At 62.5% G+C, this 25447-nt stretch carries 26 protein-coding genes; 17 read left to right on the top strand and 9 right to left on the bottom strand.

The window, feature by feature from the left end; all coding sequences use genetic code 11:
• Positions 1-9: 9 nt before the first annotated feature.
• Positions 10-660 (bottom strand): FMN-binding negative transcriptional regulator, encoded by a 651-nt coding sequence (locus tag A9K65_RS24275; protein WP_064995411.1) that lies wholly within the window; start codon positions 658-660, stop codon positions 10-12.
• A 21-nt stretch (positions 661-681) separates the two neighbouring features.
• Positions 682-1356, bottom strand: coding sequence for an alpha/beta hydrolase (locus A9K65_RS24270; RefSeq protein WP_013532163.1), 675 nt, complete (start codon positions 1354-1356; stop codon positions 682-684).
• 236 nt (positions 1357-1592) lie between these two features.
• Here A9K65_RS24270 and A9K65_RS24265 point away from each other — a divergent pair, with 236 nt between their 5' ends.
• The 7 genes from A9K65_RS24265 (at position 1593) to sufA (ending at position 8911) form a co-directional block, all read left to right on the top strand.
• A complete protein-coding gene (locus tag A9K65_RS24265) occupies positions 1593-2756 on the top strand; it encodes a cysteine desulfurase family protein (RefSeq protein ID WP_064995410.1) in 1164 nt (387 codons plus the stop codon).
• Positions 2757-2998: 242 nt separating this feature from the next.
• Positions 2999-4516, top strand: coding sequence for a Fe-S cluster assembly protein SufB (gene sufB, locus A9K65_RS24260; RefSeq protein ID WP_013532161.1), 1518 nt, complete (start codon positions 2999-3001; stop codon positions 4514-4516).
• A gap of 27 nt (positions 4517-4543) precedes the next feature.
• Entirely contained in the window at positions 4544-5299 is a 756-nt protein-coding gene (gene sufC / locus A9K65_RS24255) for a Fe-S cluster assembly ATPase SufC (RefSeq protein WP_023810312.1), read from the top strand.
• A 19-nt stretch (positions 5300-5318) separates the two neighbouring features.
• Positions 5319-6587, top strand: coding sequence for a Fe-S cluster assembly protein SufD (sufD, locus tag A9K65_RS24250; protein WP_064995409.1), 1269 nt, complete (start codon positions 5319-5321; stop codon positions 6585-6587).
• Positions 6588-6771: 184 nt separating this feature from the next.
• Positions 6772-8013: a cysteine desulfurase gene (locus tag A9K65_RS24245; RefSeq protein WP_064995408.1), complete on the top strand. Its 1242-nt coding sequence runs from the start codon at positions 6772-6774 to the stop codon at positions 8011-8013.
• 21 nt (positions 8014-8034) lie between these two features.
• On the top strand, positions 8035-8427 hold the full coding sequence (locus A9K65_RS24240) for an SUF system Fe-S cluster assembly protein (protein ID WP_013532157.1): 393 nt from the start codon (positions 8035-8037) through the stop codon (positions 8425-8427).
• 103 nt (positions 8428-8530) lie between these two features.
• Positions 8531-8911 carry a Fe-S cluster assembly scaffold SufA gene (sufA, locus tag A9K65_RS24235; protein WP_013532156.1) on the top strand — a complete coding sequence of 127 codons (381 nt, stop codon included), beginning with the start codon at positions 8531-8533 and terminating at the stop codon, positions 8909-8911.
• A gap of 184 nt (positions 8912-9095) precedes the next feature.
• Here sufA and A9K65_RS24230 read toward each other — a convergent pair whose 3' ends face one another.
• Entirely contained in the window at positions 9096-9593 is a 498-nt protein-coding gene (locus tag A9K65_RS24230) for a GFA family protein (protein WP_024504571.1), read from the bottom strand.
• Between the two features lie 90 nt (positions 9594-9683).
• On the opposite strand from A9K65_RS24230, the gene A9K65_RS24225 reads away from it, so the two are divergent.
• A complete protein-coding gene (locus A9K65_RS24225) occupies positions 9684-10007 on the top strand; it encodes a TfoX/Sxy family protein (protein ID WP_024504570.1) in 324 nt (107 codons plus the stop codon).
• A 234-nt stretch (positions 10008-10241) separates the two neighbouring features.
• On the opposite strand, the gene A9K65_RS24220 is transcribed toward A9K65_RS24225, so the two are convergent.
• Positions 10242-11159 carry a pseudouridine-5'-phosphate glycosidase gene (locus A9K65_RS24220; RefSeq protein WP_064995407.1) on the bottom strand — a complete coding sequence of 306 codons (918 nt, stop codon included), beginning with the start codon at positions 11157-11159 and terminating at the stop codon, positions 10242-10244.
• A 74-nt stretch (positions 11160-11233) separates the two neighbouring features.
• Complete coding sequence (locus A9K65_RS24215; protein WP_064995491.1) at positions 11234-12178, bottom strand: carbohydrate kinase family protein; 945 nt, start codon at positions 12176-12178, stop codon at positions 11234-11236.
• Positions 12179-12457: 279 nt separating this feature from the next.
• Here A9K65_RS24215 and recA point away from each other — a divergent pair, with 279 nt between their 5' ends.
• Positions 12458-13555 carry a recombinase RecA gene (recA, locus tag A9K65_RS24210; RefSeq protein ID WP_013532151.1) on the top strand — a complete coding sequence of 366 codons (1098 nt, stop codon included), beginning with the start codon at positions 12458-12460 and terminating at the stop codon, positions 13553-13555.
• A 292-nt stretch (positions 13556-13847) separates the two neighbouring features.
• Positions 13848-16514: an alanine--tRNA ligase gene (gene alaS / locus A9K65_RS24205; protein WP_027162375.1), complete on the top strand. Its 2667-nt coding sequence runs from the start codon at positions 13848-13850 to the stop codon at positions 16512-16514.
• A gap of 52 nt (positions 16515-16566) precedes the next feature.
• Here alaS and A9K65_RS24200 read toward each other — a convergent pair whose 3' ends face one another.
• Positions 16567-17193, bottom strand: coding sequence for a glutathione S-transferase family protein (locus tag A9K65_RS24200; protein WP_064995406.1), 627 nt, complete (start codon positions 17191-17193; stop codon positions 16567-16569).
• A gap of 12 nt (positions 17194-17205) precedes the next feature.
• Positions 17206-18417: an NADP-dependent isocitrate dehydrogenase gene (locus A9K65_RS24195; protein WP_064995405.1), complete on the bottom strand. Its 1212-nt coding sequence runs from the start codon at positions 18415-18417 to the stop codon at positions 17206-17208.
• Between the two features lie 216 nt (positions 18418-18633).
• On the opposite strand from A9K65_RS24195, the gene A9K65_RS24190 reads away from it, so the two are divergent.
• The 3 genes from A9K65_RS24190 (at position 18634) to A9K65_RS24180 (ending at position 20594) form a co-directional block, all read left to right on the top strand.
• Positions 18634-19548, top strand: a complete 915-nt coding sequence (locus tag A9K65_RS24190; protein WP_064995404.1) for an RNA methyltransferase — start codon at positions 18634-18636, stop codon at positions 19546-19548.
• The gene (murI, locus tag A9K65_RS24185; protein ID WP_064995403.1) at positions 19541-20341 is read left to right on the top strand and encodes a glutamate racemase; all 801 of its coding nucleotides are present in this window, start codon (positions 19541-19543) and stop codon (positions 20339-20341) included. Before A9K65_RS24190 ends, murI begins: the two co-directional genes overlap by 8 nt.
• A 64-nt stretch (positions 20342-20405) precedes the next feature.
• A complete protein-coding gene (locus tag A9K65_RS24180; RefSeq protein ID WP_013532144.1) occupies positions 20406-20594 on the top strand; it encodes a DUF3008 family protein in 189 nt (62 codons plus the stop codon).
• Between the two features lie 105 nt (positions 20595-20699).
• Here A9K65_RS24180 and A9K65_RS24175 read toward each other — a convergent pair whose 3' ends face one another.
• Positions 20700-20909 (bottom strand): hypothetical protein, encoded by a 210-nt coding sequence (locus tag A9K65_RS24175; protein WP_013532143.1) that lies wholly within the window; start codon positions 20907-20909, stop codon positions 20700-20702.
• Between the two features lie 376 nt (positions 20910-21285).
• On the opposite strand from A9K65_RS24175, the gene rpsD reads away from it, so the two are divergent.
• From rpsD to A9K65_RS24155, 4 genes are all read left to right on the top strand, one after another.
• Entirely contained in the window at positions 21286-21903 is a 618-nt protein-coding gene (rpsD, locus tag A9K65_RS24170) for a 30S ribosomal protein S4 (protein ID WP_013532142.1), read from the top strand.
• Positions 21904-22010: 107 nt separating this feature from the next.
• Entirely contained in the window at positions 22011-22895 is an 885-nt protein-coding gene (gene ttcA / locus A9K65_RS24165) for a tRNA 2-thiocytidine(32) synthetase TtcA (RefSeq protein ID WP_064995402.1), read from the top strand.
• Positions 22885-23712 (top strand): inositol monophosphatase family protein, encoded by an 828-nt coding sequence (locus A9K65_RS24160; RefSeq protein WP_013532140.1) that lies wholly within the window; start codon positions 22885-22887, stop codon positions 23710-23712. The genes ttcA and A9K65_RS24160 overlap by 11 nt, the downstream gene beginning before the upstream one ends.
• Positions 23713-23771: 59 nt before the next feature.
• Positions 23772-24179, top strand: coding sequence for a hypothetical protein (locus tag A9K65_RS24155; protein ID WP_064995401.1), 408 nt, complete (start codon positions 23772-23774; stop codon positions 24177-24179).
• Here the strand turns inward: A9K65_RS24155 and A9K65_RS24150 are convergent.
• Complete coding sequence (locus tag A9K65_RS24150) at positions 24176-25444, bottom strand: multidrug effflux MFS transporter (RefSeq protein WP_084016244.1); 1269 nt, start codon at positions 25442-25444, stop codon at positions 24176-24178. The genes A9K65_RS24155 and A9K65_RS24150 overlap by 4 nt on opposite strands.
• Positions 25445-25447 lie beyond the last annotated feature (3 nt).

Raw genomic sequence — 25447 nt, 5'->3', positions numbered from 1 at the left:
ATTCGAAGTTCAGTTGCCGTCCAGTCCGCCATAGGATCTGACCAGGTCGGCCATGCCGGGCGATTGGTGGTCTTCGCTTTCGAGCCCCTGTGCAACGCCGACGCGATCGGCGACCGGCCGGTTCTGGCTGACCTTCCACTTGCCGTGGATTTCGCTGATCTCGATTTCCAGCCCGATAATGCCCTTGATCTGCGACTGGATGAAGGGCTCCGGCGCATCGGTCACCGCCCAGGGCGCGGCGCGGGCGCCTTCCTGGGAGACGGTCAGATCGGCGATCTGCTGCGCCAGCCAGTCCTGATCATCCATCACCTTGACGGTGCCGCGAACCTGCACGATGGCATAATTCCAGGTCGGCACCACCTTGCCGGTCTCGCGCTTAGTCTCGTACCAGGACGGCGTCACATAGGCATCGCTGCTCTGGAAGACGATCAGTACGGGTGACGCCGGATTGTCGGCCAACAGGCGCCATTGCGGGTTGGCCCGCGCCAGATGGGCGCGCAGCCTGCCGTTCGGCCCGATTTCCGCGTCGAGCAGGAACGGGATGGCATTGGCGACCGGCCCATCGGGTCCGCTGGAAATCAACAGGCCCAGCGGATGCGTCCGGATCAGCCCGTGCAGGATTTCCGGCCGCGTTTCCCTGAAATGAGGAGGTTCGTACATCGCCGTCCCTGCTTTCTTTGCTTATCTCAGCCGCTTCGGCCGCGGATCCGACAATTCGCCGGCCAGCCGGCGGTCGAGATAGTCGGCGCATTCCTCGAGCAGCAGGTCGGCATCGTTGGAGAAGAAATGGTTGGCGCCGGGCAACGTCTTTTGGGTGATGGTGATGCCCTTCTGCGTGTGCAGCTTGTCGACCAGGCCCTGCACATCCTTCGGTGGCGCCACCTTGTCGGCATCGCCATGGATGATCAGGCCCGATGACGGGCAGGGCGCCAGGAACGAGAAATCATAGGTGTTGGGCTGCGGCGCGATCGAGATGAAACCTTCGATCTCCGGCCGGCGCATCAGGAGCTGCATGCCGATCCAGGAGCCGAAGGAGTAGCCGGCGACCCAGCAGCTCTTGGAATCCGGATGCAGCGACTGCACCCAATCCAGCGCCGCGGCGGCATCCGACAACTCGCCGGTGCCGTGGTCGAACTCGCCCTGGCTGCGGCCGATGCCGCGGAAATTGAAGCGCAGCGTGGTGAAATCCCGCTTCTGGAACATGTAGAAGAGGTCGTAGACGATCTTGTTGTTCATCGTGCCGCCGAATTGCGGATGCGGGTGCAGGACGATGGCAATCGGCGCGCTCTTTTCCTTGGAAGGCTGATAGCGACCCTCCAGGCGGCCGGCAGGACCGGTGAAAATGACCTCAGGCATAAAATACTCCACTTGGGTATACGAATGCGCGGTGCCTGGAACGTTTCCTCTGGCCTTGACGCAGGGCGAGCGTCTTCTTAGAAGCTAGTTTAGAATTGTTCAAAACTGAGTGGCAAGACATCGAGCCCGGCCACCCGCGCCGCAAGCCGCGTAAATAGGACGGCTCGCCTTGGAATTTCAAGGAAATAACGCCATACGACGGCGGAATGGCTTCTGACGGGACTTGACGGACGAAAATGGCCGCAAAACGCGCCTATCTCGACTACAATGCCAGTGCGCCGCTGCTTGCCGCGGCCCGCGAAGCTATGGTCGCGGCGCTCGATGTCGCCGCCAATCCGTCATCGGTTCACGCCGAGGGGCGGGCGGCCCGCCGCCTGATCGAGACCGCAAGGCGTGACGTGGCGGCGCTCGTCAACGCCAAGCCCGAGCACGTCGTGTTCACCTCCGGTGCCACGGAAGCAGCCTCGACGCTGCTGTCACCCGACTGGCAGATGGGGCGCGGCATGGTGCGCATGAGCCGGCTTTACGTGTCGGAGGCCGATCATCCCTGCCTGTTGAATGGCGGACGCTTCCCGGCAGTGCAGGTAAACCGGATCGGCGTCGACGCCAACGGCATTGCCGATCTCGACGCGTTGGCAGCCGCACTCGCCCATCATGACAAGGCCGATGGCCTGCCGCTGGTCGCTATCCATGCCGCCAACAACGAGACTGGCGTCATCCAGCCGATCGATCGCATCGCTGGGATCGTCAAGGCTGCGGGCGGCGTCCTCGTCGTCGACGCGGTTCAGGCGGCGGGGCGTGTTTCGATCGATATGTCAGCGGGTTACGCCGATTACCTGATTCTGTCCTCGCATAAGATCGGCGGCCCCAAGGGCGTTGGCGCCATCGTCGCCGCTTCCGACCTGATGATGCCGAAGCCTCTGATCAATGGCGGTGGCCAGGAAAAGGGCCATCGCGGCGGCACCGAAAACCTCGCGGCCATTGCCGGCTTTGGCGCCGCCGCACGCGAAGCCCTGGCCGGGTTGCCGGCCATGGATGGCGTGCGCCGGCGCCGCGACGAGATCGAGGCCATCGTGAAAACGCTGGTGCCGGACGCGGAAATCTTCGGAACCGGTGCGCCAAGGCTTGCCAATACGGCATTCTTCGCTATTGCGGGCGTCAAAGCCGAAACCGCGCAGATCGCCTTCGATCTGGCCGGTGTAGCGCTGTCGGCCGGCTCTGCCTGTTCGTCGGGCAAGGTCGGACCGAGCCATGTGCTGAAAGCCATGGGATACGGTGACAGCCTTGGCGCCTTGCGCGTGTCGATCGGTCCGGCGACGGGCGCGGAAGACATCGAGTTGTTTCGCGTTGCGCTGACGGGAATCGCCGCGCGTCGGGCGGATAGAGAAAAAGCCGCGTGAGCGGTTGGGGCATCGGACCGAAAAGCGCGTAGCGATTTTCGGGAAAATCCGATGCTTGACGAAAATGATTTGGGCCATTCGGCCTGGTAGAGCCATGCGTTTCATGCTGGCCGGGTGAATTTCCGGTCGAAGCGCACTATATGAAACTTACGCTGCCGCAAGCGCCTTTTTGGGGTTCGTTTTGGCGGTGCCATAGTTTGAAAACTGTCGGGCCTTGACCCCGGCGTGGATGGAGAACGCATATGCCTGCTGTGCAGGACACGATCGATCGGGTCCGAAAGATCGACGTCGACCAATACAAATATGGATTCCAGACCGAAATCGCGATGGATAAGGCCCCCAAAGGCCTCAGCGAAGACATTATCCGTTTCATTTCGGCCAAGAAGGACGAACCGTCCTGGATGCTGGAGTGGCGTCTGGAAGCCTATCGCCGTTGGCTGACGCTTGACGAGCCGACCTGGGCGCGCGTCCACTATCCCAAGATCGATTTCCAGGACATCTACTTCTACGCGGCGCCCAAGAGCACGCCCGGCCCGACCTCGCTGAGCGATGTCGATCCCGAACTCTTGAAGGTCTACGAGAAGCTGGGTATTCCGCTGCGCGAGCAGGAAATCCTCGCCGGGGTGCAGAAGACCGACGCCTCGGAACTCGAGGAAGTCAGCGACAATGTCTACAAATCGGGCCGCGTCGCCGTCGACGCCGTGTTCGATTCCGTTTCCGTCGTCACCACCTTCAAGAAGGAGCTGGCGCAGGCCGGCGTCATCTTCTGCTCGATCTCGGAAGCCATCCGCGAGCATCCCGAACTGGTGAAGAAGTATCTCGGCTCGGTCGTGCCGACCTCCGACAATTATTACGCCACGCTGAATTCGGCCGTGTTCACCGACGGCTCGTTCGTCTTCGTGCCCAAGGGCGTGCGCTGCCCGATGGAGCTGTCGACCTATTTCCGCATGAACGAGAAGAACACCGGCCAGTTCGAGCGCACGCTAATCATCGCCGAGGAGGGGGCTTACGTCTCCTATCTCGAAGGCTGCACGGCGCCGCAGCGCGATGAGAACCAGCTGCATGCCGCCGTCGTCGAACTGGTGGCGCTCGACGATGCCGAGATCAAATATTCGACGGTGCAGAACTGGTATCCCGGCGACGCCGAGGGCAAGGGCGGTATCTACAATTTCGTCACCAAGCGCGGCGACTGCCGTGGCGATCGCTCGAAGATCTCGTGGACGCAGGTCGAGACCGGCTCGGCGATCACCTGGAAATATCCGAGCTGCATCCTGCGCGGCGACGATTCCTCGGGCGAGTTCTATTCGATCGCCGTGTCGAACGGTTATCAGCAGGTCGACAGCGGCACCAAGATGATCCACCTCGGCAAGAACACGTCGAGCCGCATCATCTCCAAGGGCATCGCCGCCGGCTTCTCGCAAAACACCTATCGCGGCCAGGTCTCGGCGCACCGCAAGGCGACCAACGCCCGCAACTTCACCAACTGCGATTCCCTGCTGATCGGCGACCAGTGCGGCGCGCACACCGTGCCCTACATGGAAGCCAAGAACTCGACCGCGCAGTTCGAGCATGAAGCGACGACCTCGAAGATTTCCGAGGACCAGAAATTCTACGTCATGCAGCGTGGCATTCCGGAAGAAGAGGCGATCGCGCTGATCGTCAACGGCTTCGTCAAGGACGTCATCCAGCAACTGCCGATGGAATTTGCCGTCGAAGCGCAGAAGCTGATCGGTATCTCGCTTGAGGGCTCGGTCGGCTGACCGGACAGATATTCAGGAAACGAAAAAATGCTTGAAATCAGAAATTTGCACGCCCGCATCGTCGATGACGGCACCGAAATCATCCGCGGCCTGAACCTGACGGTGAAAGCCGGCGAGGTCGCCGCGATCATGGGGCCGAACGGCTCGGGCAAATCGACGCTGTCCTACATCCTCGCCGGTCGCGAGGACTATGAGGTGACCGAGGGCGACATCCTCTACAACGGCCAGTCGATCCTCGAAATGGATCCGGCCGAGCGCGCCACGTCAGGCATCTTCCTCGCCTTCCAGTATCCGATGGAGATACCGGGCGTCGCCACCATGGAATTCCTGAAGGTGGCGATGAACGAGCAGCGCAAGGCGCGCGGCGAGGAGCCGCTGAAGATCCCGGAATTTTTGAAGCGCGTGAAGGAAGCCGCCGCCTCGCTCAGCATGGACATGGCGATGCTGAAGCGGCCGCTCAACGTCGGCTTTTCCGGCGGCGAAAAGAAGCGCGCCGAGATCCTGCAGATGAAATTGCTGGAGCCGAAATTGTGCGTGCTCGACGAGACCGATTCCGGCCTCGACATCGATGCGCTGAAGATCGTTTCCGACGGCGTCAACGCGCTGCGCGCGCCGGACCGGGCGTTCCTGGTCATCACCCACTACCAGCGCCTGCTTGAGCACATCGTGCCCGACACCGTGCACGTGCTCTACAAGGGCCAGGTTATCAAGTCGGGCGACAAGTCGCTGGCGCTTGACCTGGAAGCCAACGGCTACGCCGGCGTGATCGGCGAAGCCGCGTGAGATGCCAGAGGTAATACCGATGAACATGCACGCACAACCGCAACGGACACCGGCCGAGACAGCGTTGATCGACGCGTTCGGCGACCGGCTGTCGCTGCTGCCGGGTGACGGCGCGGTGATGCTGAAGCGCGACGACGCCATCGAGACGATCAAGCACGGCCTGCCGACGCGGCGCGTCGAATCCTGGCACTACACCGACCTCCGCCGGTTGCTGAATACCGTGCCGGACTTCGACCCTGCCGCCATGGCCAAGGCCATTGCGCCGATCGTTGACGGTTCCACTGTGGTGTCGATCCTGAACGGCAAGTCCGACGCCAAAGTGCCGGTTCTTGAAGGCGTCTCTTTCCAGCGCCTGTCGGAAAAGCTGGTCGACGGCAGCGCAGCAGCTGGGCTCGATCCCTATGGCGGCGACGACGCCATCGGCGCGCTGAACACGGCTTTCGTCGCCGACGGATATTTTGTCGACATCGCCGATGGCGTGGAACTCGAAAAGCCGGTCGAACTGCAGAACCTGCAGGCCGGCGGCCAGACCCATGTGCGCCTGCCAGTGCGTGTCGGCGCCGGCGCCAAGGCCGTCATCGTCGAACGGCAGACGGGTGACGGCGCTGCCCTGGGCAGCTCGGTCAGCCAGCTCGTGCTCGGCGAAGGCGCCGAGGTGACGTGGCTGATCGTCCAGGAACAGCCGGAAACGGCGACGCATCTGGCGCAGTTCAAGGCCCATATCGGCAAAAATGCCAAGCTGACGCTGTTCGTCATGAACGCCGGCGGCAGACTGGTGCGCCAGGAGATCATGGTCAGGACGACTGGCGAAGGCGCCGATTTCAAGCTGCGCGGCATCAACCTCCTGGCCGGCGACACCCACACCGACGTGACCATGGTTCTCGACCACGCCGTGCCGCACACGACCTCGACGGAGATCATCCGCAACGTGGTGACGGGCAAGGCGCGCGGCGTCTTCCAGGGTCGCATCAACGTCCATCAATATGCGCAGAAGACCAACGCCAAGATGGCATGCAACACGCTGTTGCTGTCGGACGACGGCGAGTTCTCGATCAAGCCGGAGCTTGAAATCTTCGCCGACGACGTGATTTGCGGCCATGGCGCGACGGTCACCGAGATCGACCACGATCATCTGTTCTACCTGATGGCGCGCGGCGTCGACGAGAAAAGCGCGCGGGGGCTGCTCGTGAAGGCCTTCGTCGCCGAGGTGATCGAGGAACTGGACGACGAGGCGATCGTCGAAGCGCTGGAAGCGCGGCTCGACGGCTGGTTCCTGGCACACGGGTAATTGGATGGGGTCCGGCAAAGCCACCCCTCATCCGTCTTGGCGCTACGCGCCAATCCACCTTCTCCCACAAGGGGAGAAGGTAAAGCGCTAGACCTTCTCCCCTTGTGGAGAAGGTGGCCGAGCGAAGCTCGGTCGGATGAGGGGTGTTGGAAGGATCTCGGCCTTGGCCGGCAAGGACTTTGAAATGGACCAGAAACTCGAAAACATTCCCTACGACGTCGAAGCGATCCGCCGCGATTTCCCGATCCTGTCGCGGGAAGTCTATGGCAAGAAGCTGGTCTATCTCGACAATGGCGCCTCGGCACAGAAGCCGCAGGTGGTGCTCGACGCCGTCCAGCACGCCTACAGCCAGGAATATGCCAACGTCCATCGTGGCCTGCATTTCCTGTCCAATGCCGCGACCGACGCCTACGAAAAGGCGCGCGAAACGGTACGCCGTTTCCTCAACGCGCCAAGCACCGACAACATCATCTTCACCTCGAACACGACCTCGGCCATCAACACCGTGGCCTATGGCTATGGCATGCCCAACATCGGCGAGGGCGACGAGATCGTGCTGTCGATCATGGAGCACCACTCCAACATCGTTCCCTGGCATTTTATCCGCGAGCGGCAGGGCGCCAAGCTGGTCTGGGTGCCGGTCGACGATCTCGGCGTCTTCCACATCGAGGAATTCGAAAAACGGCTGACCGACCGCACCAAACTGGTCGCCGTCACGCAGATGTCGAATGCGCTGGGCACGGTGACGCCGATCAAGGAAATCGTGCGCATCGCGCATGCGCGTGGAATTCCCGTCCTCGTCGACGGCAGCCAGAGCGCCGTGCATATGCCGATCGATGTGCAGGATCTCGACTGCGACTTCTTCGTCTTCACCGGGCACAAGGTTTATGGCCCTTCGGGCATCGGCGTGCTCTACGGCAAGAAGGACATTCTTCAGGGCATGCGCCCCTTCATGGGCGGTGGCGAGATGATCGAGGAGGTGACGGAAGACATCGTCACCTACAACGAGCCGCCGCATCGTTTCGAAGCCGGCACGCCGCCGATCGTGCAGGCGATCGGACTGGGTGCCGCGCTCGACTATATGGAAACGATCGGCCGCGAGCGCATCGCCGCGCATGAGGAAGACCTTAAGAACTATGCGCATGAGCGGCTGCGCGCCATCAATTCGCTGCGCATCTTCGGCGATGCGCCCGGCAAGGGAGCCATCATCTCGTTCGAACTGCAAGGCATTCATGCGCACGACGTGTCGATGGTGATAGACAGGCAGGGCGTTGCAGTCCGCGCGGGCACCCATTGCGCCCAGCCGCTGTTGAAACGTTTCGGCGTAACCTCCACATGCAGGGCATCGTTCGGCATGTATAATACCAGGGCCGAAGTCGACGCTTTGGCCGAGGCGCTTGAAAAAGCGCGCAAATTCTTCGGATGACGATTTTTTTGGGTGACGACCATGGATGATGCAAGCATCGCTGCCGAGACCACTCCGGAAACCGCGCCCAATGCGCTGGTTTCGGGATCGGCCATCCCAGCCGACGAACTGGCGCGGTTGACCGACGACATCGTATCGGCGCTGAAGACGGTCTACGATCCGGAAATCCCGGCCGATATCTACGAGCTCGGCCTCATCTACAAGATCGACATCGAGGACAATCGCTCGGTCAAGATCGACATGACGCTGACCGCTCCCGGCTGCCCTGTTGCCGGCGAAATGCCCGGCTGGGTCGAAAATGCCGTCGGCGCCGTCGAAGGCGTGTCCGGCGTCGAGGTCAACATGACCTTCGACCCGCCCTGGTCGGCCGACCGCATGTCGGAAGAGGCGCAGGTGGCGGTGGGTTGGTACTAGCCCGACAGAGGCTGGTGCACTTGCGCCATGGATAAAACTTCACCATTTTAGGTGAGGAATCATTCGGCAGGCCTTGAACCTGCATGGAATGGAAGGAAAAAGAATGGGACGCTTCGCCGTCATCACCATGACCGAAAAGGCCGCCGACCGGGTGCGCGAGATCGTCGCCACCCGCGACAACGCGCATGGCATCCGCCTCGGCATCAAGAAGGGCGGCTGCGCCGGCATGGAATATACGGTCGATCTGGTGACCGAGCCCAACACCAAGGACGACCATATCGAGCGCGACGGCGCGCATGTCTATGTCGCGCCCGAGGCTGCGCTATTCCTGTTCGGCACCGAGATGGATTTCGAGCAGACGACGCTGCGCACCGGCTTCACCTTCCACAACCCGAACCAGAGCTCGGCCTGCGGCTGCGGCGAATCCGTCGAACTGAAGCCGGCCGACCTGAAGGCACTGGCAGAGGCACGCGCTTCGGCCTGATTTTTTCCTTCGCCCCGTTTACGCGGAGAAAGTGTCACGAAGTGACGGATGAGGGGCAGCGCCAGCCTCTCCAGAGTTAGCTCCGCCCAGCCTGCCGGCGTACGTCGTTAGAAAATCCAAGCAATTGGCTTTTCGTTCGGTGCGCGGATCACTCCTCACCTCCCCGTAAACGGGGCGAAGAAACTCACTCCACCCACATGCCCGTCCGCTTGTGCCAATCGGCGATCGATTCCTCGGGATAGACGTCGAAGACCTTGTCGTGCTTGCCAACCACCGGTTCCACCCAGTTCGCTTTGTATTTCAGCATCAGGTGCACTCGGCTCGGCGGAATGGGTAAATCGCTGTCGATCGCTGAGGCGAAGGGGTGCACCAGTTCCGGCCATGTCGGATCGTAGAGCCAAAGGGCTGAGCCGCATTTCTTGCAGAAATTGCGCTCGCCGGTTGAGATTTCGCAATGCGGATGCTCGTCGTCCTCGATCTCCGCCCGAAAGACGCCGAGGCTGCGCTTGCCCCTGATGTTCAGTGTCTCGTTGTCGGCACCGAGATTGATGGCGAAGCCGCCGCCGCCTTGCTGCTTGCGGCAGATGGAGCAGTAGCACAGCATGAACGGCGCCGGCGTGTGGCTTTCCACCTCGAAACGCACGGCATTGCAGCGACAGGACCCTTTCAGCAGAAGCGGCATGGCGGGAAAACTCCGATACCTCTCTCAACCTGTCAGCATGATTTTGGTTGCGGCGATGACAAGGCCAGATGCCGGTGACATGATCGCGGCATGGACAATGAACGCATCGCCGAACTGTTCGAGGGTCTCGGCCCTGTCAGCATCCGCAAACTGTTCGGCGGCAAGGGCATCTATTTCGACGGCGTCATCGTCGCCATCGTGCTGCGTGGCGAATTGCTGTTGAAAGCCGACGAGCAAAGCGCGCCCGAGTTCGAGGCCGCCGGCTGCACGCAATGGACCTATACCGGCTCGCGCCACGGCAAGCTGGTCGCCATGCCCTACTGGAGCGTTCCCGACAGCGCTTTCGATGATCCCGACGAGATGACGGTCTGGGCACGGCGGGCCTATGAGGCGGGGCGGCGGGCGGGGAAGTGATGCCAGCCTTGGGGCGCTGGCGCGAGTTAACCCCCCCCTCTGTCCTGCCGGACATCTCCCCCTCAAGGGGGAGATCGGACGTCATCGCGACCTTCGCCAATCTTTCGATGGTGAAGGAATGAACGGAGCGCCGAAGCTTCCAATCTCCCCCAGATGTCCGGCAGGACAGAGGGGGGCGCGAGAAGGAACGCGGCGGTTGCGTTTAGCCGTGCATTGCCGAACGCCTATCCCACCCTACAGAGCCCTGGCTATCCTCGCCGCCAGCCGTGCATTGTTTTCCACCAGCGCGATGTTGGTCTTCAGGCTCCTGCCGCCGGTCAGTTCGAGGATCTTTCCCAGCAGGAATGGCGTCACCGCCTTGCCGGTGACATGTTGTGCCTCGGCGGCCTTCTGCGCGGCGTCGATATAGCCCGCCATCTCCGCAGCCGGGATTTCCTGGTTTTCCGGCACAGGATTGGCAATCAGCATGCCGCCGGCGAGTCCTAGTGCCGCCCTCGTCTGGTAGAAATGCGCGATCTCTTCCGGCTCGTGCAAGGTCAGTGGCGCGCGGAACGGCGATTGCCTGGACCAGAAGGCCGGCATCGTCTCGCAGCCATGGCCGATCACCGGCACGCCGCGCGTCTCCAGCACTTCCAGCGTCTTTTCGATGTCGAGGATGGCCTTGGCGCCGGCCGAGACGACAATCACCGGGGTGCGCGCCAGCTCGTCGAGATCGGCGGAAATGTCAAAGCTCTTTTCGGCGCCCTTGTGCACACCGCCGATACCGCCGGTGGCGAACACTTTTATGCCGACCATATGCGCCGCGATCATGGTGGCGGCGACCGTGGTGCCACCGGTGCGCCCTTGCGCCACGGCAAAACCGAGATCGGCGCGCGACAGCTTCATCGCGTCGCCCGTCATCGCCAGCGATTCGCGCTCGCCGTCCGAAAGCCCGATCTTGATGCGGCCGCCAACCACGGCGATCGTCGCCGGCACGGCGCCGCCATCGCTGATGATCTTTTCGACATCGGCCGCCATGGCGCCATTGTCGGGGTAGGGCATGCCATGGGTGATGATGGTGCTTTCCAGCGCCACCACCGGCCGGCCGTCGGCCAGGGCCTGCGCCACCGGCGCGTGGATGTCGATGAAGGGGCGGGCGGTCTCAGGGGTCATCAAGGTCTCCTATCCGGAATGCGGCGCGTCCGTCGGACGCTCGGCAACATCGCGGCACTATGAATTCGCCGGTCTCATGCCATTTCCCTGGCATCCGGCACAAGAGCCAACGCTTCCGCGAAGCTCGCCGCGGTGAACTCCGGAACGGCGGCGGCGCTTTCGATGGCAAGCGTCGCCCCGGCAATGCCTTCGCGCAGAGCTGCCCGCAACGGCAGTCCTCGCAGCAAGGCAGCGACCGTTGCGCCCGCCAGCGCATCGCCGGCGCCGGTGACGTCGGCGACTTTTCTTGGTGGCGGCGGCTGGATCGAGAAGGCGCCGGCTTCATCGAAGCCCAGCATGGGCCCGCCGCCTGCCGTCACCACGCCGCTGACGAGGCCGCTGCATCGCAACCCGTCGACGACCTCGCGCTCCGTGGCATTCGCGGCGACGCCGGCCAGCGCCATGGCCTCGCGCCGGTTCATGAAGACCAGCGAAAGCTCCTTCAGCACCGGTAGCAACCGCACCACCTTGGCCGGCGAAATGGCAATCGCGAAAACCGGCTTGCCCGCGGCGAGCGCGACCAGCCGTTCCAGCGCCGAAGAGGGCAGGTTGGCGTCGCACAGGATCGCGTCGGCGGCAGCGATCACCTCCCGCACCTTGGAGCGCCTAATCTGCTTGGGAAACGCCAAATCATAGAGCGCCATGTCGGCAAAGCCGACGATCAGTTCGCCCTCGCTGTCGATCAGCGCCGTGTAGCTCGGCGTCGTGCGGTCGAGGAAGACCGCCGACAGGTCGGCAATGCCTGCCCCGGCAATGGCCCGCGAAACCGTGTCGGCTGCGGCATCGCCGCCGCGCACCGACATCAGCGACGCGGAGACGCCGCGCCGTACGGCACTGCGCAAAGCGTTGAAGACGCCGCCGCCGACATCCTCGCGCATTGTGCCCGGATTGGAGGCGGCGGGCACGTAAGCGCCGGACACCTGGCCCCGCCGGTCGATATGGGCGCCGCCTACGGCCAGTATTTTCGCGGATTTCAGCATGCCGGCGATATGACCTTTGTTATTCCAGCCGCACAAGCGCTAGGCTGTGCGACGGAGCTTCGCATGCAAGGCGGCGATTCGGCAGATCGAAACAACCGGCCGTCTGGCCCAACGTGCGGTGCATCCCTGATCGAATCCTTGGACAAAAAAAGAACAAATCCGGATAATGCTTGTTTTTCAGATATTTGATCCCTCTTGCCAAATGAGAACAAAAAAGGTACAAATAGGCAGGGATTACGGATTGTCCGGCCTTCATTGACGACCAAGGGGTGATGTATCATGGCTCAGAATTCTTTGCGGCTGGTAGAGGACAAGGCAGTGGACAAATCAAAGGCTCTGGATGCGGCGCTGTCGCAGATCGAGCGGGCTTTCGGCAAGGGCTCGATCATGCGGCTCGGCGCCAACGAGCAGGTCGTCGAGATCGAAACGGTGCCGACCGGCTCGCTTGGCCTCGACATCGCGCTTGGCGTCGGTGGCCTGCCGCGCGGCCGCATCATCGAGATCTACGGGCCGGAAAGCTCGGGCAAGACGACGCTGGCCCTGCACACCGTGGCCGAAGCCCAGAAGAAGGGCGGCATCTGCGCTTTCGTCGATGCCGAGCACGCGCTTGATCCGGTCTATGCCCGCAAGCTTGGCGTCGATCTCGAAAACCTGCTGATTTCGCAGCCCGACACCGGTGAGCAGGCGCTGGAAATCTGCGACACGCTGGTGCGCTCCGGCGCCATCGACGTGCTGGTGGTCGATTCGGTCGCGGCGCTGACGCCACGTGCCGAAATCGAAGGCGAGATGGGTGATTCGCTGCCCGGCCTGCAGGCCCGCCTGATGAGCCAGGCGCTGCGCAAGCTGACCGCCTCGATCTCGCGCTCCAACACCATGGTCATCTTCATCAACCAGATCCGCATGAAGATCGGCGTCATGTTCGGTTCGCCCGAGACGACGACCGGCGGCAACGCGCTGAAATTCTACGCATCGGTGCGCCTCGACATCCGCCGCATCGGCTCGGTCAAGGACCGCGACGAAGTCGTCGGCAACCAGACCCGCGTCAAGGTGGTCAAGAACAAGCTGGCGCCGCCCTTCAAGGTGGTCGAGTTCGACATCATGTATGGTGAAGGCGTGTCCAAGACCGGCGAACTGGTCGATCTCGGCGTTAAGGCCGGCGTGGTCGAGAAGTCGGGCGCCTGGTTCTCCTACAATTCGCAGCGTCTCGGCCAAGGCCGCGAGAATGCCAAACTGTTCCTGCGCGACAATCCCGACACCGCACGCGAGATCGAGCTGGCGCTCCGACAGAATGCCGGGCTGATCGCCGAAAAGTTCCTTGAGAATGGCGGCTCCGAAGGTGGCGACGACGGGTTCGAGGAGGAATCCGGCGCGATGTGACAACTCGCGAGGTCGGCCGGAGTTCGGCCATAATCGCATTCTATTATCTCGGGCTTAAGTAATCGAGTTCCGCGTTAATGCGTTTTGAAACCGCCGGCCCAGTGCCGGCGGTTTTGCGTTTCGGCGGCGAAAACAGGCCGGTTCGAACGGCCGGCAAAGGCCGTGGATTGGACCAATTCCGTGTTTCTGGACAGGGTGAAGCGCGGCGGCTAAAAGGCCAAGTCCTAATCTTCTAAAACGCAGAGCCCATTTCCGCCGGTTTGCCGGCGGCCCTTCCGAAAAGGCAGCATTCATGAGTGGCGTGAACGAAATCCGGTCGACATTTCTCGACTACTTCCGCAAGGAGGGTCACGAGATCGTCGCGTCGAGTCCGCTGGTGCCGCGCAACGACCCGACGCTGATGTTCACCAACGCCGGCATGGTACAGTTCAAGAACGTCTTCACCGGCCTGGAGAAGCGGCCCTATTCGCGCGCCTCGACCGCCCAGAAGAGCGTTCGCGCCGGCGGCAAGCACAACGATCTCGACAATGTCGGCTACACCGCGCGTCATCTGACCTTCTTCGAGATGCTCGGCAACTTCTCCTTCGGCGACTATTTCAAGGAGCGCGCCATCGAGCTTGCCTGGAACCTGATCACCAGGGAATTCGGGCTGAGCAAGGACAAGCTGCTGGTCACCGTCTATCACACGGATGACGAGGCGGCCGGCTTCTGGAAGAAGATCGCCGGTTTTTCCGACGACCGCATCATTCGCATCGCGACCTCGGACAATTTCTGGGCGATGGGCGACACCGGACCCTGCGGGCCGTGCTCGGAGATCTTCATCGACCGCGGCGAGCACATCTGGGGCGGCCCTCCCGGCAGCCCGGAGGAGGATGGCGACCGTTTCCTGGAATTCTGGAACCTGGTGTTCATGCAGTATGAACAGGTGACGAAGGAGGAGCGCATCGACCTGCCGCGCCCCTCGATCGACACCGGCATGGGCCTGGAGCGCATGGCGTCCATCCTGCAAGGGGTGGAAAGCGTCTTCGAGACCGATCTGTTCCGTCACCTGATCGACGCGGCCTCGTCCGCGATCGGGCATGGTCCCGACAAGGAGACGGTCGCCTCCTACCGGGTCATTGCCGATCATCTGCGCTCGTCCTCCTTCCTGGTCGCCGATGGCGTGCTGCCCTCGAACGAAGGCAGGGGCTACGTCCTGCGCCGCATCATGCGCCGCGCCATGCGCCATGCACAGCTGCTCGGTGCCAACGAACCGCTGATGTGGAAGCTGGTGCCGGCGCTGGTGCGCGAAATGGGCCAGGCCTATCCGGAACTGCTGCGCGGCGAACAATTGATCACCGAGACGCTGAAGCTCGAGGAGACCAGGTTTCGCAAGACGCTGGTGCGCGGCCTCGGCCTGCTTTCCGAGGCGACCGAAACGCTGCATGCCGGCGACATGCTGGATGGCGAGACGGCCTTCAAGCTCTACGACACCTATGGCTTCCCGCTCGACCTGACGCAGGACGCACTGCGCCAGCGCAGCATCTCGGTCGATATTGCCGGCTTCACCAACGCGATGGAGCAGCAGAAGGCCGAGGCGCGCAAGCATTGGGCCGGGTCCGGCGACGCCGCCACCGAGACCATCTGGTTCTCGGTGCGCGAGAAGGCCGGCGCCACCGAGTTCCTCGGCTATGAGACTGAAGCTGCGGAAGGCATCATCCAGGCGCTTGTCCGGGACGGCAAGGCTGTCGACGGCGCCGGCAAGGGCGACGCGGTGGCGATCGTCGTCAACCAGACGCCGTTCTATGCCGAGTCCGGCGGCCAGATGGGCGACACCGGCGTCATCTCCGGCGAGGGGTTCTCGATCGAGGTTTCGGATACGCAGAAGAAGGCCGACGGGCTGTTCGTGCATATCGGCAAGGTGGCCAGCGGCACCGTCAAGACGGGCGCGGCTGTCGAGCTGAAGGTCGATCATGCAAGGCGCTCGAGGCTGCGCGCCAACCATTCCGCGACGCATCTGATCCATGAGGCGCTGCGCGAAGTGCTGGGCAGCCATGTCGCACAGAAGGGCTCGCTGGTCGCGCCCGAGCGCCTGCGCTTTGACATCTCGCACAACAAGCCGATTTCGGCCGAAGACCTCGAAGAGGTCGAGCGCATGGCCAACGAGATCGTCGTCCAGAACGGCCCGGTGACCACGCGCCTGATGTCGGTCGACGATGCCATCGCCGAGGGCGCCATGGCGCTGTTTGGCGAAAAGTACGGCGACGAAGTGCGCGTCGTGTCGATGGGCACCGGCCTGCACGGCGCCAAGGCGAACCGGCCCTATTCGGTCGAGCTCTGCGGTGGCACCCATGTCCGGGCGACCGGCGATATCGGCCTCGTGCGTGTCGTATCGGACAGCGCGGTCGCCGCCGGCGTGCGCCGCATCGAGGCATTGACGGGCGAAGCCGCGCGCAAACATCTCGACGAGCAGGACAGGCGTTTGAAGGCGACGGCAGCCGTGTTGAAGATTTCGCCGGCCGATGTACCGGCGCGCGTCGAGACGCTGCTCGAAGAGCGCAAGAAGCTCGAAAAGGAACTGACCGAAGCGCGCAAGAAGCTGGCATTGGGCGGCGGATCGTCTGCCGATGCTCCAGCCGCCAATGAGACGGTCGCCGGTGTCGGCTTCCTCGGCAAGACGGTCTCAGGTGTCTCACCGAAGGACCTGAAGCCGCTGGCCGATGCCGGCAAGACGTCGCTCGGCTCCGGCGTCGTCGTCTTCGTCGGCGCCGGCGAAGACAACAAGGCAAGCGTCGTGGTGGCCGTCACCGACGATCTCGTCGGCCGCTTCAGCGCCGTCGACCTTGTCCGAGTGGCCTCGGCGGCACTCGGCGGGCAGGGCGGCGGCGGACGGCCCGACATGGCCCAGGCCGGCGGCCCCGACGCTTCCAAGGCCGATGATGCGATTGCTGCGGTAAGGGCGGCACTCGAAGCGGCGTAGGCGAGTGGACTGAATTTAAAGCAACGGTTGGAGGGACAGCGGACGTCACTTATCAGCCGATTTTTTCAGTCCGCACGAAGCTAGGCCGAGCCGCAATGCGCGCATACCAGTCCCGGATATCAGGCAACTCGGCCAGCAGATTTCGCCCCTCGGCGACCTTGACGAAATAACCGATGATCGGTGCGGCATGCAGGTCGGCCAGCGTCAGCTGGCCGCCCAGCAGCCACGGTCCCGGCGCTTTCAGCGCGGACAGCGTCCGAAGCGCTTTGCTCGCCTGAGCAAGGCCGCCGGCGATCAACGCCTCATCCGGCTGAGCCTTCTCCAGCCGCTCGACGGCGACATCCCAGACCATCGACCTGTAGGCATAGGCATCGAGCAAGCCGATGATCAGGTTCATGGTTGCGCGGCCACGAGGCTCCGTCGCTTGCAGCGCTGGCCCGTCGAACGCCTCGTCAACATATCTGGCAATCGCGCTCGTCTCGAACAGCCGGAATCCGTCATGCTCGAAGGCCGGGATGCGGCCGAACGGATGATGTTCGAAATACCAGGCGGGAACGCCCTCGGCGGCAAAGACATCGACCGGCACAAGCTCGTAGTCGATGCCTTTTTCCGCGAATACGAGGCGGACGATGCGTACATAGACGCTGTAATCCGCCCCGTAGACGATGGGCTTGCCCATCTTGCTTACTTATCAGGCCATCGCCTTCTGCAGGTTCTCGTCGATCTTGTCGAGGAAACCGGTGGTCGACAGCCAAGGCTGGTCGGGGCCGATCAGCAGCGACAGGTCCTTGGTCATGAAGCCGGACTCGACCGTCTGGATGCAGACTTTTTCCAGCGTCTCGGCAAAGCGCTTCAACTCGGCATTGTCGTCGAGCTTGGCGCGATGGGTGAGGCCACGCGTCCAGGCGAAGATCGAGGCGATCGAATTGGTCGAGGTTTCCTCGCCCTTCTGATGCTGGCGGTAGTGGCGGGTGACGGTGCCGTGCGCGGCTTCCGCTTCCACGGTCTTGCCGTCCGGCGTCATCAGCACCGAGGTCATCAGGCCGAGTGAGCCGAAACCTTGCGCGACCGTGTCGGACTGCACGTCACCATCATAGTTCTTGCAGGCCCAGACATAGCCGCCCGACCATTTCAGGGCGGAGGCCACCATGTCGTCGATCAGGCGGTGCTCGTACCACAGCTTCTTCGACTTGAACTCGGCCTCGAATTCAGCCTCGTAGACCTCCTGGAAGATGTCCTTGAAGCGGCCGTCATAGGCCTTGAGGATGGTGTTCTTGGTCGACAGATAGACCGGGTAGTTGCGCAGCAGGCCGTAGTTCAGCGAGGCGCGGGCGAACTCGCGGATGGACTCGTCGAGATTGTACATGGCCATGGCGACACCGGCGCCGGGCGCGTCGTATACATCGTGCTCGATCACCTGGCCGTCCTCGCCGACGAACTTGATGGTCAGCTTGCCCTTGCCGGGGAAGCGGAAATCGGTGGCGCGGTACTGGTCGCCGAAAGCATGACGGCCGACGATGATTGGCTTGGTCCAGCCGGGCACCAGGCGCGGCACGTTCTTCATGATGATCGGCTCGCGGAAGATGGTGCCGCCGAGGATGTTGCGGATGGTGCCGTTCGGCGACTTCCACATCTTCTTCAGCTTGAATTCCTCGACGCGCTGCTCGTCAGGCGTGATCGTCGCGCATTTCACGCCGACTCCCCATTTCTTGATGGCGTTGGCCGAATCGATCGTCACCTGGTCGTTGGTGGCGTCGCGATGCTCGATGCCGAGGTCGTAATATTCCAGCTTGAGGTCGAGATAAGGGTGGATCAGCTTGTCCTTGATGAACTGCCAGATGATGCGGGTCATCTCGTCGCCGTCGAGTTCGACGACCGGGTTCGCCACCTTGATCTTCGCCATGGAAAGAATGCCTCGTTGCTGGGATGTGGGACGGCCTTGCCCGCGTGGCGTTGGGCCGGGAGATGTCGCCCGTATATCAAAGCGCTTTTGGCCACGCAAACGGCGATCGGTCACGAATTGGAGGCCAGAGCCGTCGTCATTTGCGAATGCTTCATTTTCCCGGCCGAATATGGCAGGGGACGCTGAAATGCCGCAAACAGCAGTTCATTGACAATCATGCCCGTCACCAAAGATCCTGATAGCATTGCAGTCGCCGGCCCGGCGATCATCCTCGTCGAGCCTCAGCTTGGCGAGAACATCGGCATGGTCGCGCGCGCCATGGCCAATTTCGGTCTGTCGGAGCTGCGCCTCGTCAATCCGCGTGACGGTTGGCCGAGCGAGAAGGCACGCGCGGCGGCCAGCCGCGCCGATCATGTCATCGACGCCGTCACCGTCTTTGACGATCTGGCCTCGGCGCTCGCCGACCTGAACTTCGTCTTCGCCACCACGGCCAGGCAGCGCGACGGCTTCAAATCCGTGCGCGGGCCGGTGGAGGCGGGCAGATTGCTGCGGGCGCGCCACGTGATGGGCCAGCGCACCGGCATCCTGTTCGGACGCGAACGCTTCGGCCTCTACAATGACGAGGTCGGCCTTGCCGACGAAATCGTCACGTTCCCGGTCGATCCCGATTTCTCGTCGCTCAACATCGCCCAGGCCGCGCTTCTGATGTCCTACGAATGGATGAAGTCCGGCCTGGAAGACGAGACCAAGACCAATTTTTCCGGCCCGGACATGAAGCCGGCAAGCAAGGAGGAATTGCACGGCCTGTTCGCCTATCTCGAAGGCGCACTGGAAGCACGCGGCTATTTCCGGCCGGCACCGAAGAAGCCGAAAATGATCGACAATCTGCGTGCGGTGCTGACGCGCGCCGGTTTTGCCGAACCGGAGCTGAAGGTGCTGCGCGGCATCATCTCGTCGCTCGACAGGTTTTCGCCGGCGATGCCGCGCGGCGACGGGTCCCCTGGCGATGATCCACGGCGCTTGCCCGCGGCCGCCGCGCGGGCCCGCAAGGCGGAAGCGGCGCGCCTTGCCGGCGCCGGCAAGGACGATGACATACCGCCGCTTGGCGGAAAAGGAACCGACAATGACTGAGCGGCCGATCCTGATGTTCGATTCGGGCATCGGCGGGCTCACCGTACTGCGCGAGGCGCGCGTGCTGATGCCCGACCGCCGCTTTATCTATGTCGCCGACGACGCTGCGTTTCCCTATGGCGCCTGGGAAGAGCCGGCGCTGAGGGTGCATATCCTCGAAGTCTTCGGCAAACTGCTTGAGCGGTTTGCGCCGGCCATTTCGGTCATCGCCTGCAACACCGCCTCGACGTTGGTGATCGACGCGCTGCGCGACAGATTTCCCGAGCATCCTTTTGTCGGCATGGTGCCTGCGATCAAGCCGGCGGCGGAACGCACGCGCTCAGGGCTGGTTTCGGTGCTGGCGACGCCTGGCACCGTCAAGCGCCAGTACACGCGCGACCTGATCAGCAAATGGGCGCAGAAATGCCATGTCCGCCTGGTCGGCAGCGACAGGCTGGCGGGACTGGCTGAGATCTACATGCGTGAGGGCTTCGTCGATGAGGAGGCGGTGCGCGCCGAGATCACGCCATGCTTCGTCGAACGTGATGCGCTACGTACGGATATCGTCGTGCTCGCCTGCACACACTACCCCTTTCTGGCCAATCGTATGCGCAAGACGGCGCCTTGGCCGGTCGACTGGCTCGACCCTGCCGAAGCGATCGCGCGCCGGGCGCTGTCGCTTCTCGCCGACATCGATCCGAGCGGTCGTGGCGAGATGTTGCCTGAAGGGCCCGACCTTGCCGTCTTCACATCGAAAAGAGCCGATTTCCCCACCCGCCGCCTGATGCAGGGGTTCGGGTTGGCGATGTCGTGATTGCGAAGCGGAACATCACGGCAGTCGTTGCGTTTTTCTCCTGATGCCAACGGGAGAAAGAGCCATGCCAGCCACCTCGAAAGCCCAGCAGAAAGCCGCCGGCGCGGCTCTGTCGGCCAAGCGCGGCGAGACCAAGAAGAGCGAACTCCAGGGCGCTTCCAAGGGAATGTACGAATCGATGAGCGAAAAGCAGCTCGAGGAATTCGCCGAGACGAAGCGCAAGGGCCTGCCGGAGAAGAAGTCGAAAGGCTAGAGTGCGGTCCGCCGTTCAAGGGAAACGCCGAAGAACACGAGCCGGAATCAAAAGCCCGCGGCCAAACCGCAGGCTTCGAAATGATGTCGGCCGCCTGATTGCAGCCTACCAGCGCCCTCTGCACTGCTTGATCTTGTAGCGGATGACCTTCTTGTGGCCGTGCCGCCAGATAATTTTCTTCTTGATCACGATGCGGCAAGCCTGGTGATGCCGGTGCCCTTGCCAATGCCTGGCCTCAGCCGGCTCCGGTGTCATGACCGCCATGGATCCCGCCAACACAGCGGCTCCTGTCAGGGTAAGGAAGAATTTCTTCATGCGAATGTAGCTCCTCTGCTCCGGTCCCTTCCTGATGCCGCTGGCGCAACCTCCCGCCACATCCGGCACTGTACTCAACCCAGAGACGCTATATCGTCGCCATGGCCTACGCCAGCCACAAGCTTGACACCGGTTAAATCTCCGTTTAATCAGCGCGCCAACACCGGGCCGCAATGCCCGGTGGTTTTCTTTATGTGCGCAAGATGCGTGGAAATCCAATTCTACTATCTTGTTTGAACTGACGTGTCCCGTGGGTTTTCCGCCGCGTTGCGTGGGAAAACCCTGTCAGGTCTCGAAAACGGAGGCCAGAGGAGGGCGCGTTTCCTTCACCCGGACCATGAGGTTCCGGGTGTGTTTGTTTTGAAAAGGGAATGCGATGAGCAAGCGCGAATCCGCAAAGTACAAGATCGACCGCCGTCTCGGCGAAAACATCTGGGGCCGCCCGAAGTCCCCGGTCAACAAGCGTGAATACGGCCCCGGCCAGCATGGCCAGCGCCGCAAGGGCAAGCTTTCCGATTTCGGCCTGCAGCTGCGCGCCAAGCAGAAGCTGAAGGGGCACTATGGCGACGTTTCGGAAAAGCAGTTCCGCAAGGTTTATGAAGAGGCTGACCGCCGCAAGGGCGACACCTCGGAGAACCTGATCGGCCTGCTCGAGTCGCGTCTCGACGCGGTCGTCTACCGCGCCAAGTTCGTGCCGACCATTTTCGCCGCCCGTCAGTTCGTCAACCACGGTCACGTCAACGTCAACGGCAAGCGCGTCAACATCGGCTCGTACCGCTGCAAGCCGGGCGATGTCGTCGAAATCCGCGAAAAGTCCAAGCAGCTGGTCATCGTTCTGGAAGCGGTCGGTCTCGCCGAGCGCGACGTGCCGGACTACATCGAAGCCGATCACAACAAGATGGTCGCGACCTTCTCGCGCATCCCCGGCCTGGCGGACGTTCCGTTCGCCGTGCAGATGGAACCGAACCTGGTCGTCGAATTCTATTCGCGCTAAACGAGCGCGTTCTGCGACATCCTGCGAAGGCCGCCCGTCGAGGCGGCCTTTTCTTTGTCGGTCATGTCCGCTAATCCGGCGCTCTGGGCCATTGAAAGCGACATGCCATGAACATGCTTCCAGACATTGAAACGCTCGAACCGGTCGCCGACAGCGAAGGCGGTTTCCATCCGCTGTTCGCCGACGTGCCGTCCTCGGTCGAGTTCAACAAACTGCGCAAGCGGCTGCTGCGGCTGACCCGGCAGGCGATCGAGGATTTCTCGATGGTCAAGCCCGGCCAGCGCTGGCTCGTAGCCCTGTCGGGCGGCAAGGATTCCTACGGCCTGCTCGCGGTGCTGCTCGACCTCAAATGGCGCGGGCTCTTGCCGGTCGATCTTCTGGCCTGCAATCTCGACCAGGGCCAACCGAATTTCCCCAAACATATCCTGCCGGACTATCTCGACAGCCACGGCATTGCGCACCGGATCGAATATCAGGACACCTATTCCGTCGTCACCGACAAGCTGCCGGCGGGCAGCACCTATTGCTCGCTCTGCTCGCGTCTCAGGCGCGGCCATCTCTACCGCATTGCACGCGAGGAGGGGTGCTCGGCGCTGGTGCTCGGCCACCATCGCGAGGACATTCTCGAGACCTTCTTCATGAACCTCTTCCATGGCGGGCGTCTCGCCGCCATGCCGCCAAAACTGCTCAATGACGAAGGCGACGTCATGGTGCTGCGGCCATTGAGCTATTGCGCCGAGGTTGATCTGGAAAAATTCGCTGCCGCCATGCGATTCCCGATCATTCCCTGCGATCTCTGCGGCAGCCAGGAAGGTCTTCAGCGCAACGCCATGAAGGCGATGCTCGAGGACCTGGAAAAGCGCATGCCGGGCCGCAAGGATACGATGCTGCGCGCGCTGTCGAACAGCAGGCCATCGCATCTGCTCGACAGAAAGCTGTTCGATTTCGCTGCCCTCAAGACCCTCACCACAAGGCAAGCCGATGACATTTGACGACACCGCGATCGACTGGCTGGCCGGCATTCTGGCCGAGGCGGCACTGGCCGAGATCATGCCGCGCTTTCGCCGGTTGGGCGATGGCGATGTCAGGCAGAAGACGTCGGCCGCCGACCTGGTGACCGAAGCCGACGTCAATGCCGAGCGGCTGATCACCGCGCGGCTGCGCGAGCGGTATCCCTCAGCGATGGTCGTCGGCGAGGAGGCCTGTTCCGACAATCCAGCGCTTTTAAACGGGTTGGGCGATGCCGATCTGGCCTTCGTCATCGACCCGGTCGACGGTACTTTCAATTTCGCCTCCGGCGTGCCGCTGTTCGGCGTCATGCTGGCGGTCGTGGTCAAGGGCGAGACCGTCGCCGGCATCATCCACGATCCCGTCGGCAAGGACTGGCTGATTGGCGCCAGGGGTGCCGGCAGCCATATCCGGCATGCGCATGGCAGCATCGAGAAGGTGCATGTAGCGGTACCCGCGCCGATCTCGGAGATGACCGGCTCTGTCTCCTGGCAATATATGGCCGAGCCGGAACGGACACGGCTGGCGCGCAACCAGACCAAGATCCTGTCGCAGTTCGCCTATCGCTGCGCCGCGCACGAATATCGCCTGCTGGCGAGCGGCCATGCCCACTTCGTCGTCTACAACAAGCTGATGCCGTGGGACCACCTGGCCGGCGTGCTGATCCATGCCGAGGCCGGCGGCCATGCGGCGCGCTTCGACGGCAGCGCCTATCTGCCCTCGCATCTCGGCGGCGGCCTGCTTGTCGCGCCAGACAAGGAAAGCTGGCACGAATTGCGCCGCGAGCTCTGGGCGCAGTAGGATCGATTGCTGCGTTAGCCGAAAGCAGTACAATCTCGCGCAAATCCGGAGGCTCTCGAATGAAACCTCGGTTTGCATTTGTCGCGGTGGCTCTTGCCGCCGGTCTGTTCGCCAGTTCCCTGGAAGCAAGGTCGCAAGAGCGCAGCTGTCGCAGTACCGATCTCGTCGACACGATAAAGGAGATGTCGGACGCGATCTATGCCTGCTGGAAGCCGCCACCCGGAACCGCGGGCATGTCCCTCACGCTGCGGTTCTCGCTTCGCCGCAACGGCACGCTGATCGGCAAACCTCGCGCCACATATTCCGATCTGGGAACCGATGCCCAGCGCAGCCGGGCCTTCGTGGCATCCATCCTCAGGGCACTCGATGACGCTCTGCCATTGCACTTTTCGGACAGCATGGGCGAAGCAATTGCGGGGCGCATGCTTGCCCCTCGGTTCACGGCAGCCCTTGAAGGTGCGTCCTAATGCAAGTCGGTGATGTGCCCTGAAACGGGCGGGTTCTGTGGCTGGAACATCTTGCCGCGTTCGGCGATGAAGATCATCAGCAGCGCGGCGACCGAGACGCTGCAGAAGCCGGCGGCCAGCGGCGTCACCGTGCCGTTGAAGGCCTGGCCGATCAGCGTGCCGAGAATGCCGCCGAGAAACGTCTGCATGAAACCGAGGATCGACGAAGCCGTGCCGGCCAGTTGGCCGAGCGGCTCCATGGCCAGCGCGTTGAAGTTCGCGCCGAGCGCACCGAATGGAAGCATGGCGCAGGCAAAGAAGGTGATGAACAGCCAGAGCGGCATCCTCATCTCCAGCGAAATCACCAGCCAGGCAAGGCTGATGACCAGGAACAGCAGCAACGCACTCTGCGACAGGCGGCGCATGCCGATGCGGCCGACAAGGCGCGAGTTCAGAAAGTTGGAGAAGGCGAGCACGCCCGCAACCCCAGCAAAGATGACCGGGAACATCTCGCCGACTTTGAAAATGTCGACATAGATCTGCTGCGCCGAAGCGATGAAGCCAAACATGGCGCCGAAAATGAAGGTGCTGGCGAAGGCATAGCAGATCGCAATGCGGTTGGTGAGAACGATACGAAACCCGCCGACAATGGAGTTGAGCGTCAGCGGCCGGCGATGTTCGGGATGCAGCGTTTCACGAAGGCGCAGCAGCGACCAGGCCGAGACGAGCAGCGCACCGACGGCCATGGTGACGAAGATCCAATGCCAGGTCGCAAACAGCATGATAAATTGGCCGATGCCGGGAGCAATGACCGGTATCGCCATGAACACCATAAAGATCAGCGACATCACCTCGGCCATGCGCCGGCCGTCGAACGTATCGCGCACGATCGAGACCGCGATGACACGAGTGGCGGCTGCACCGATGCCTTGCACGGCCCGGCACAGCAGAAGTGTTTCAAAGCTTGGTGCAACGGCGGCGGCCGCAGCCGCGGCGACATAAATCACCAGCCCTGCGACCAGTGGTGCGCGACGTCCGAAGCGATCCGAGATCGGCCCGAAGAACAGCTGCCCGCCACCGAAGCCCAGAATGTAGGCCGTTATGACGTACTGCCGGTGGTTTTCATTTTCGACGCCGAGCGAGGCGCCGATCTGCTGCAGAGCCGGCAGCATGATATCGATGGCCAACGAGTTCAGCGCCATCAGTGCCGCGCACAGAGCGATGAACTCCCAGCGCGGAATGGGCAGTTTGCTTGCCGATTGCGGCGCTGGTTTTGGCTGGTCCACGGC

This window comes from Mesorhizobium sp. WSM1497 (assembly GCF_001672455.2).
Taxonomy (GTDB): domain Bacteria; phylum Pseudomonadota; class Alphaproteobacteria; order Rhizobiales; family Rhizobiaceae; genus Mesorhizobium; species Mesorhizobium ciceri.
The sequence above is the reverse complement of the archived record's forward strand: the minus strand, read 5'-3'. Positions and strand labels throughout refer to the sequence as shown.

Bases quoted from the DNA above. Each gene is read 5' to 3' on its own strand.
- A9K65_RS24275 (WP_064995411.1), bottom strand. From the start codon at position 660: ATGTACGAACCTCCTCATTTCAGGGAAACGCGGCCGGAAATCCTGCAC.
- A9K65_RS24270 (WP_013532163.1), bottom strand. From the start codon at position 1,356: ATGCCTGAGGTCATTTTCACCGGTCCTGCCGGCCGCCTGGAGGGTCGC.
- A9K65_RS24265 (WP_064995410.1), top strand. From the start codon at position 1,593: ATGGCCGCAAAACGCGCCTATCTCGACTACAATGCCAGTGCGCCGCTG.
- sufB (WP_013532161.1), top strand. From the start codon at position 2,999: ATGCCTGCTGTGCAGGACACGATCGATCGGGTCCGAAAGATCGACGTC.
- sufC (WP_023810312.1), top strand. From the start codon at position 4,544: ATGCTTGAAATCAGAAATTTGCACGCCCGCATCGTCGATGACGGCACC.
- sufD (WP_064995409.1), top strand. From the start codon at position 5,319: ATGAACATGCACGCACAACCGCAACGGACACCGGCCGAGACAGCGTTG.
- A9K65_RS24245 (WP_064995408.1), top strand. From the start codon at position 6,772: ATGGACCAGAAACTCGAAAACATTCCCTACGACGTCGAAGCGATCCGC.
- A9K65_RS24240 (WP_013532157.1), top strand. From the start codon at position 8,035: ATGGATGATGCAAGCATCGCTGCCGAGACCACTCCGGAAACCGCGCCC.
- sufA (WP_013532156.1), top strand. From the start codon at position 8,531: ATGGGACGCTTCGCCGTCATCACCATGACCGAAAAGGCCGCCGACCGG.
- A9K65_RS24230 (WP_024504571.1), bottom strand. From the start codon at position 9,593: ATGCCGCTTCTGCTGAAAGGGTCCTGTCGCTGCAATGCCGTGCGTTTC.
- A9K65_RS24225 (WP_024504570.1), top strand. From the start codon at position 9,684: ATGGACAATGAACGCATCGCCGAACTGTTCGAGGGTCTCGGCCCTGTC.
- A9K65_RS24220 (WP_064995407.1), bottom strand. From the start codon at position 11,159: ATGACCCCTGAGACCGCCCGCCCCTTCATCGACATCCACGCGCCGGTG.
- A9K65_RS24215 (WP_064995491.1), bottom strand. From the start codon at position 12,178: ATGCTGAAATCCGCGAAAATACTGGCCGTAGGCGGCGCCCATATCGAC.
- recA (WP_013532151.1), top strand. From the start codon at position 12,458: ATGGCTCAGAATTCTTTGCGGCTGGTAGAGGACAAGGCAGTGGACAAA.
- alaS (WP_027162375.1), top strand. From the start codon at position 13,848: ATGAGTGGCGTGAACGAAATCCGGTCGACATTTCTCGACTACTTCCGC.
- A9K65_RS24200 (WP_064995406.1), bottom strand. From the start codon at position 17,193: ATGGGCAAGCCCATCGTCTACGGGGCGGATTACAGCGTCTATGTACGC.
- A9K65_RS24195 (WP_064995405.1), bottom strand. From the start codon at position 18,417: ATGGCGAAGATCAAGGTGGCGAACCCGGTCGTCGAACTCGACGGCGAC.
- A9K65_RS24190 (WP_064995404.1), top strand. From the start codon at position 18,634: ATGCCCGTCACCAAAGATCCTGATAGCATTGCAGTCGCCGGCCCGGCG.
- murI (WP_064995403.1), top strand. From the start codon at position 19,541: ATGACTGAGCGGCCGATCCTGATGTTCGATTCGGGCATCGGCGGGCTC.
- A9K65_RS24180 (WP_013532144.1), top strand. From the start codon at position 20,406: ATGCCAGCCACCTCGAAAGCCCAGCAGAAAGCCGCCGGCGCGGCTCTG.
- A9K65_RS24175 (WP_013532143.1), bottom strand. From the start codon at position 20,909: ATGAAGAAATTCTTCCTTACCCTGACAGGAGCCGCTGTGTTGGCGGGA.
- rpsD (WP_013532142.1), top strand. From the start codon at position 21,286: ATGAGCAAGCGCGAATCCGCAAAGTACAAGATCGACCGCCGTCTCGGC.
- ttcA (WP_064995402.1), top strand. From the start codon at position 22,011: ATGAACATGCTTCCAGACATTGAAACGCTCGAACCGGTCGCCGACAGC.
- A9K65_RS24160 (WP_013532140.1), top strand. From the start codon at position 22,885: ATGACATTTGACGACACCGCGATCGACTGGCTGGCCGGCATTCTGGCC.
- A9K65_RS24155 (WP_064995401.1), top strand. From the start codon at position 23,772: ATGAAACCTCGGTTTGCATTTGTCGCGGTGGCTCTTGCCGCCGGTCTG.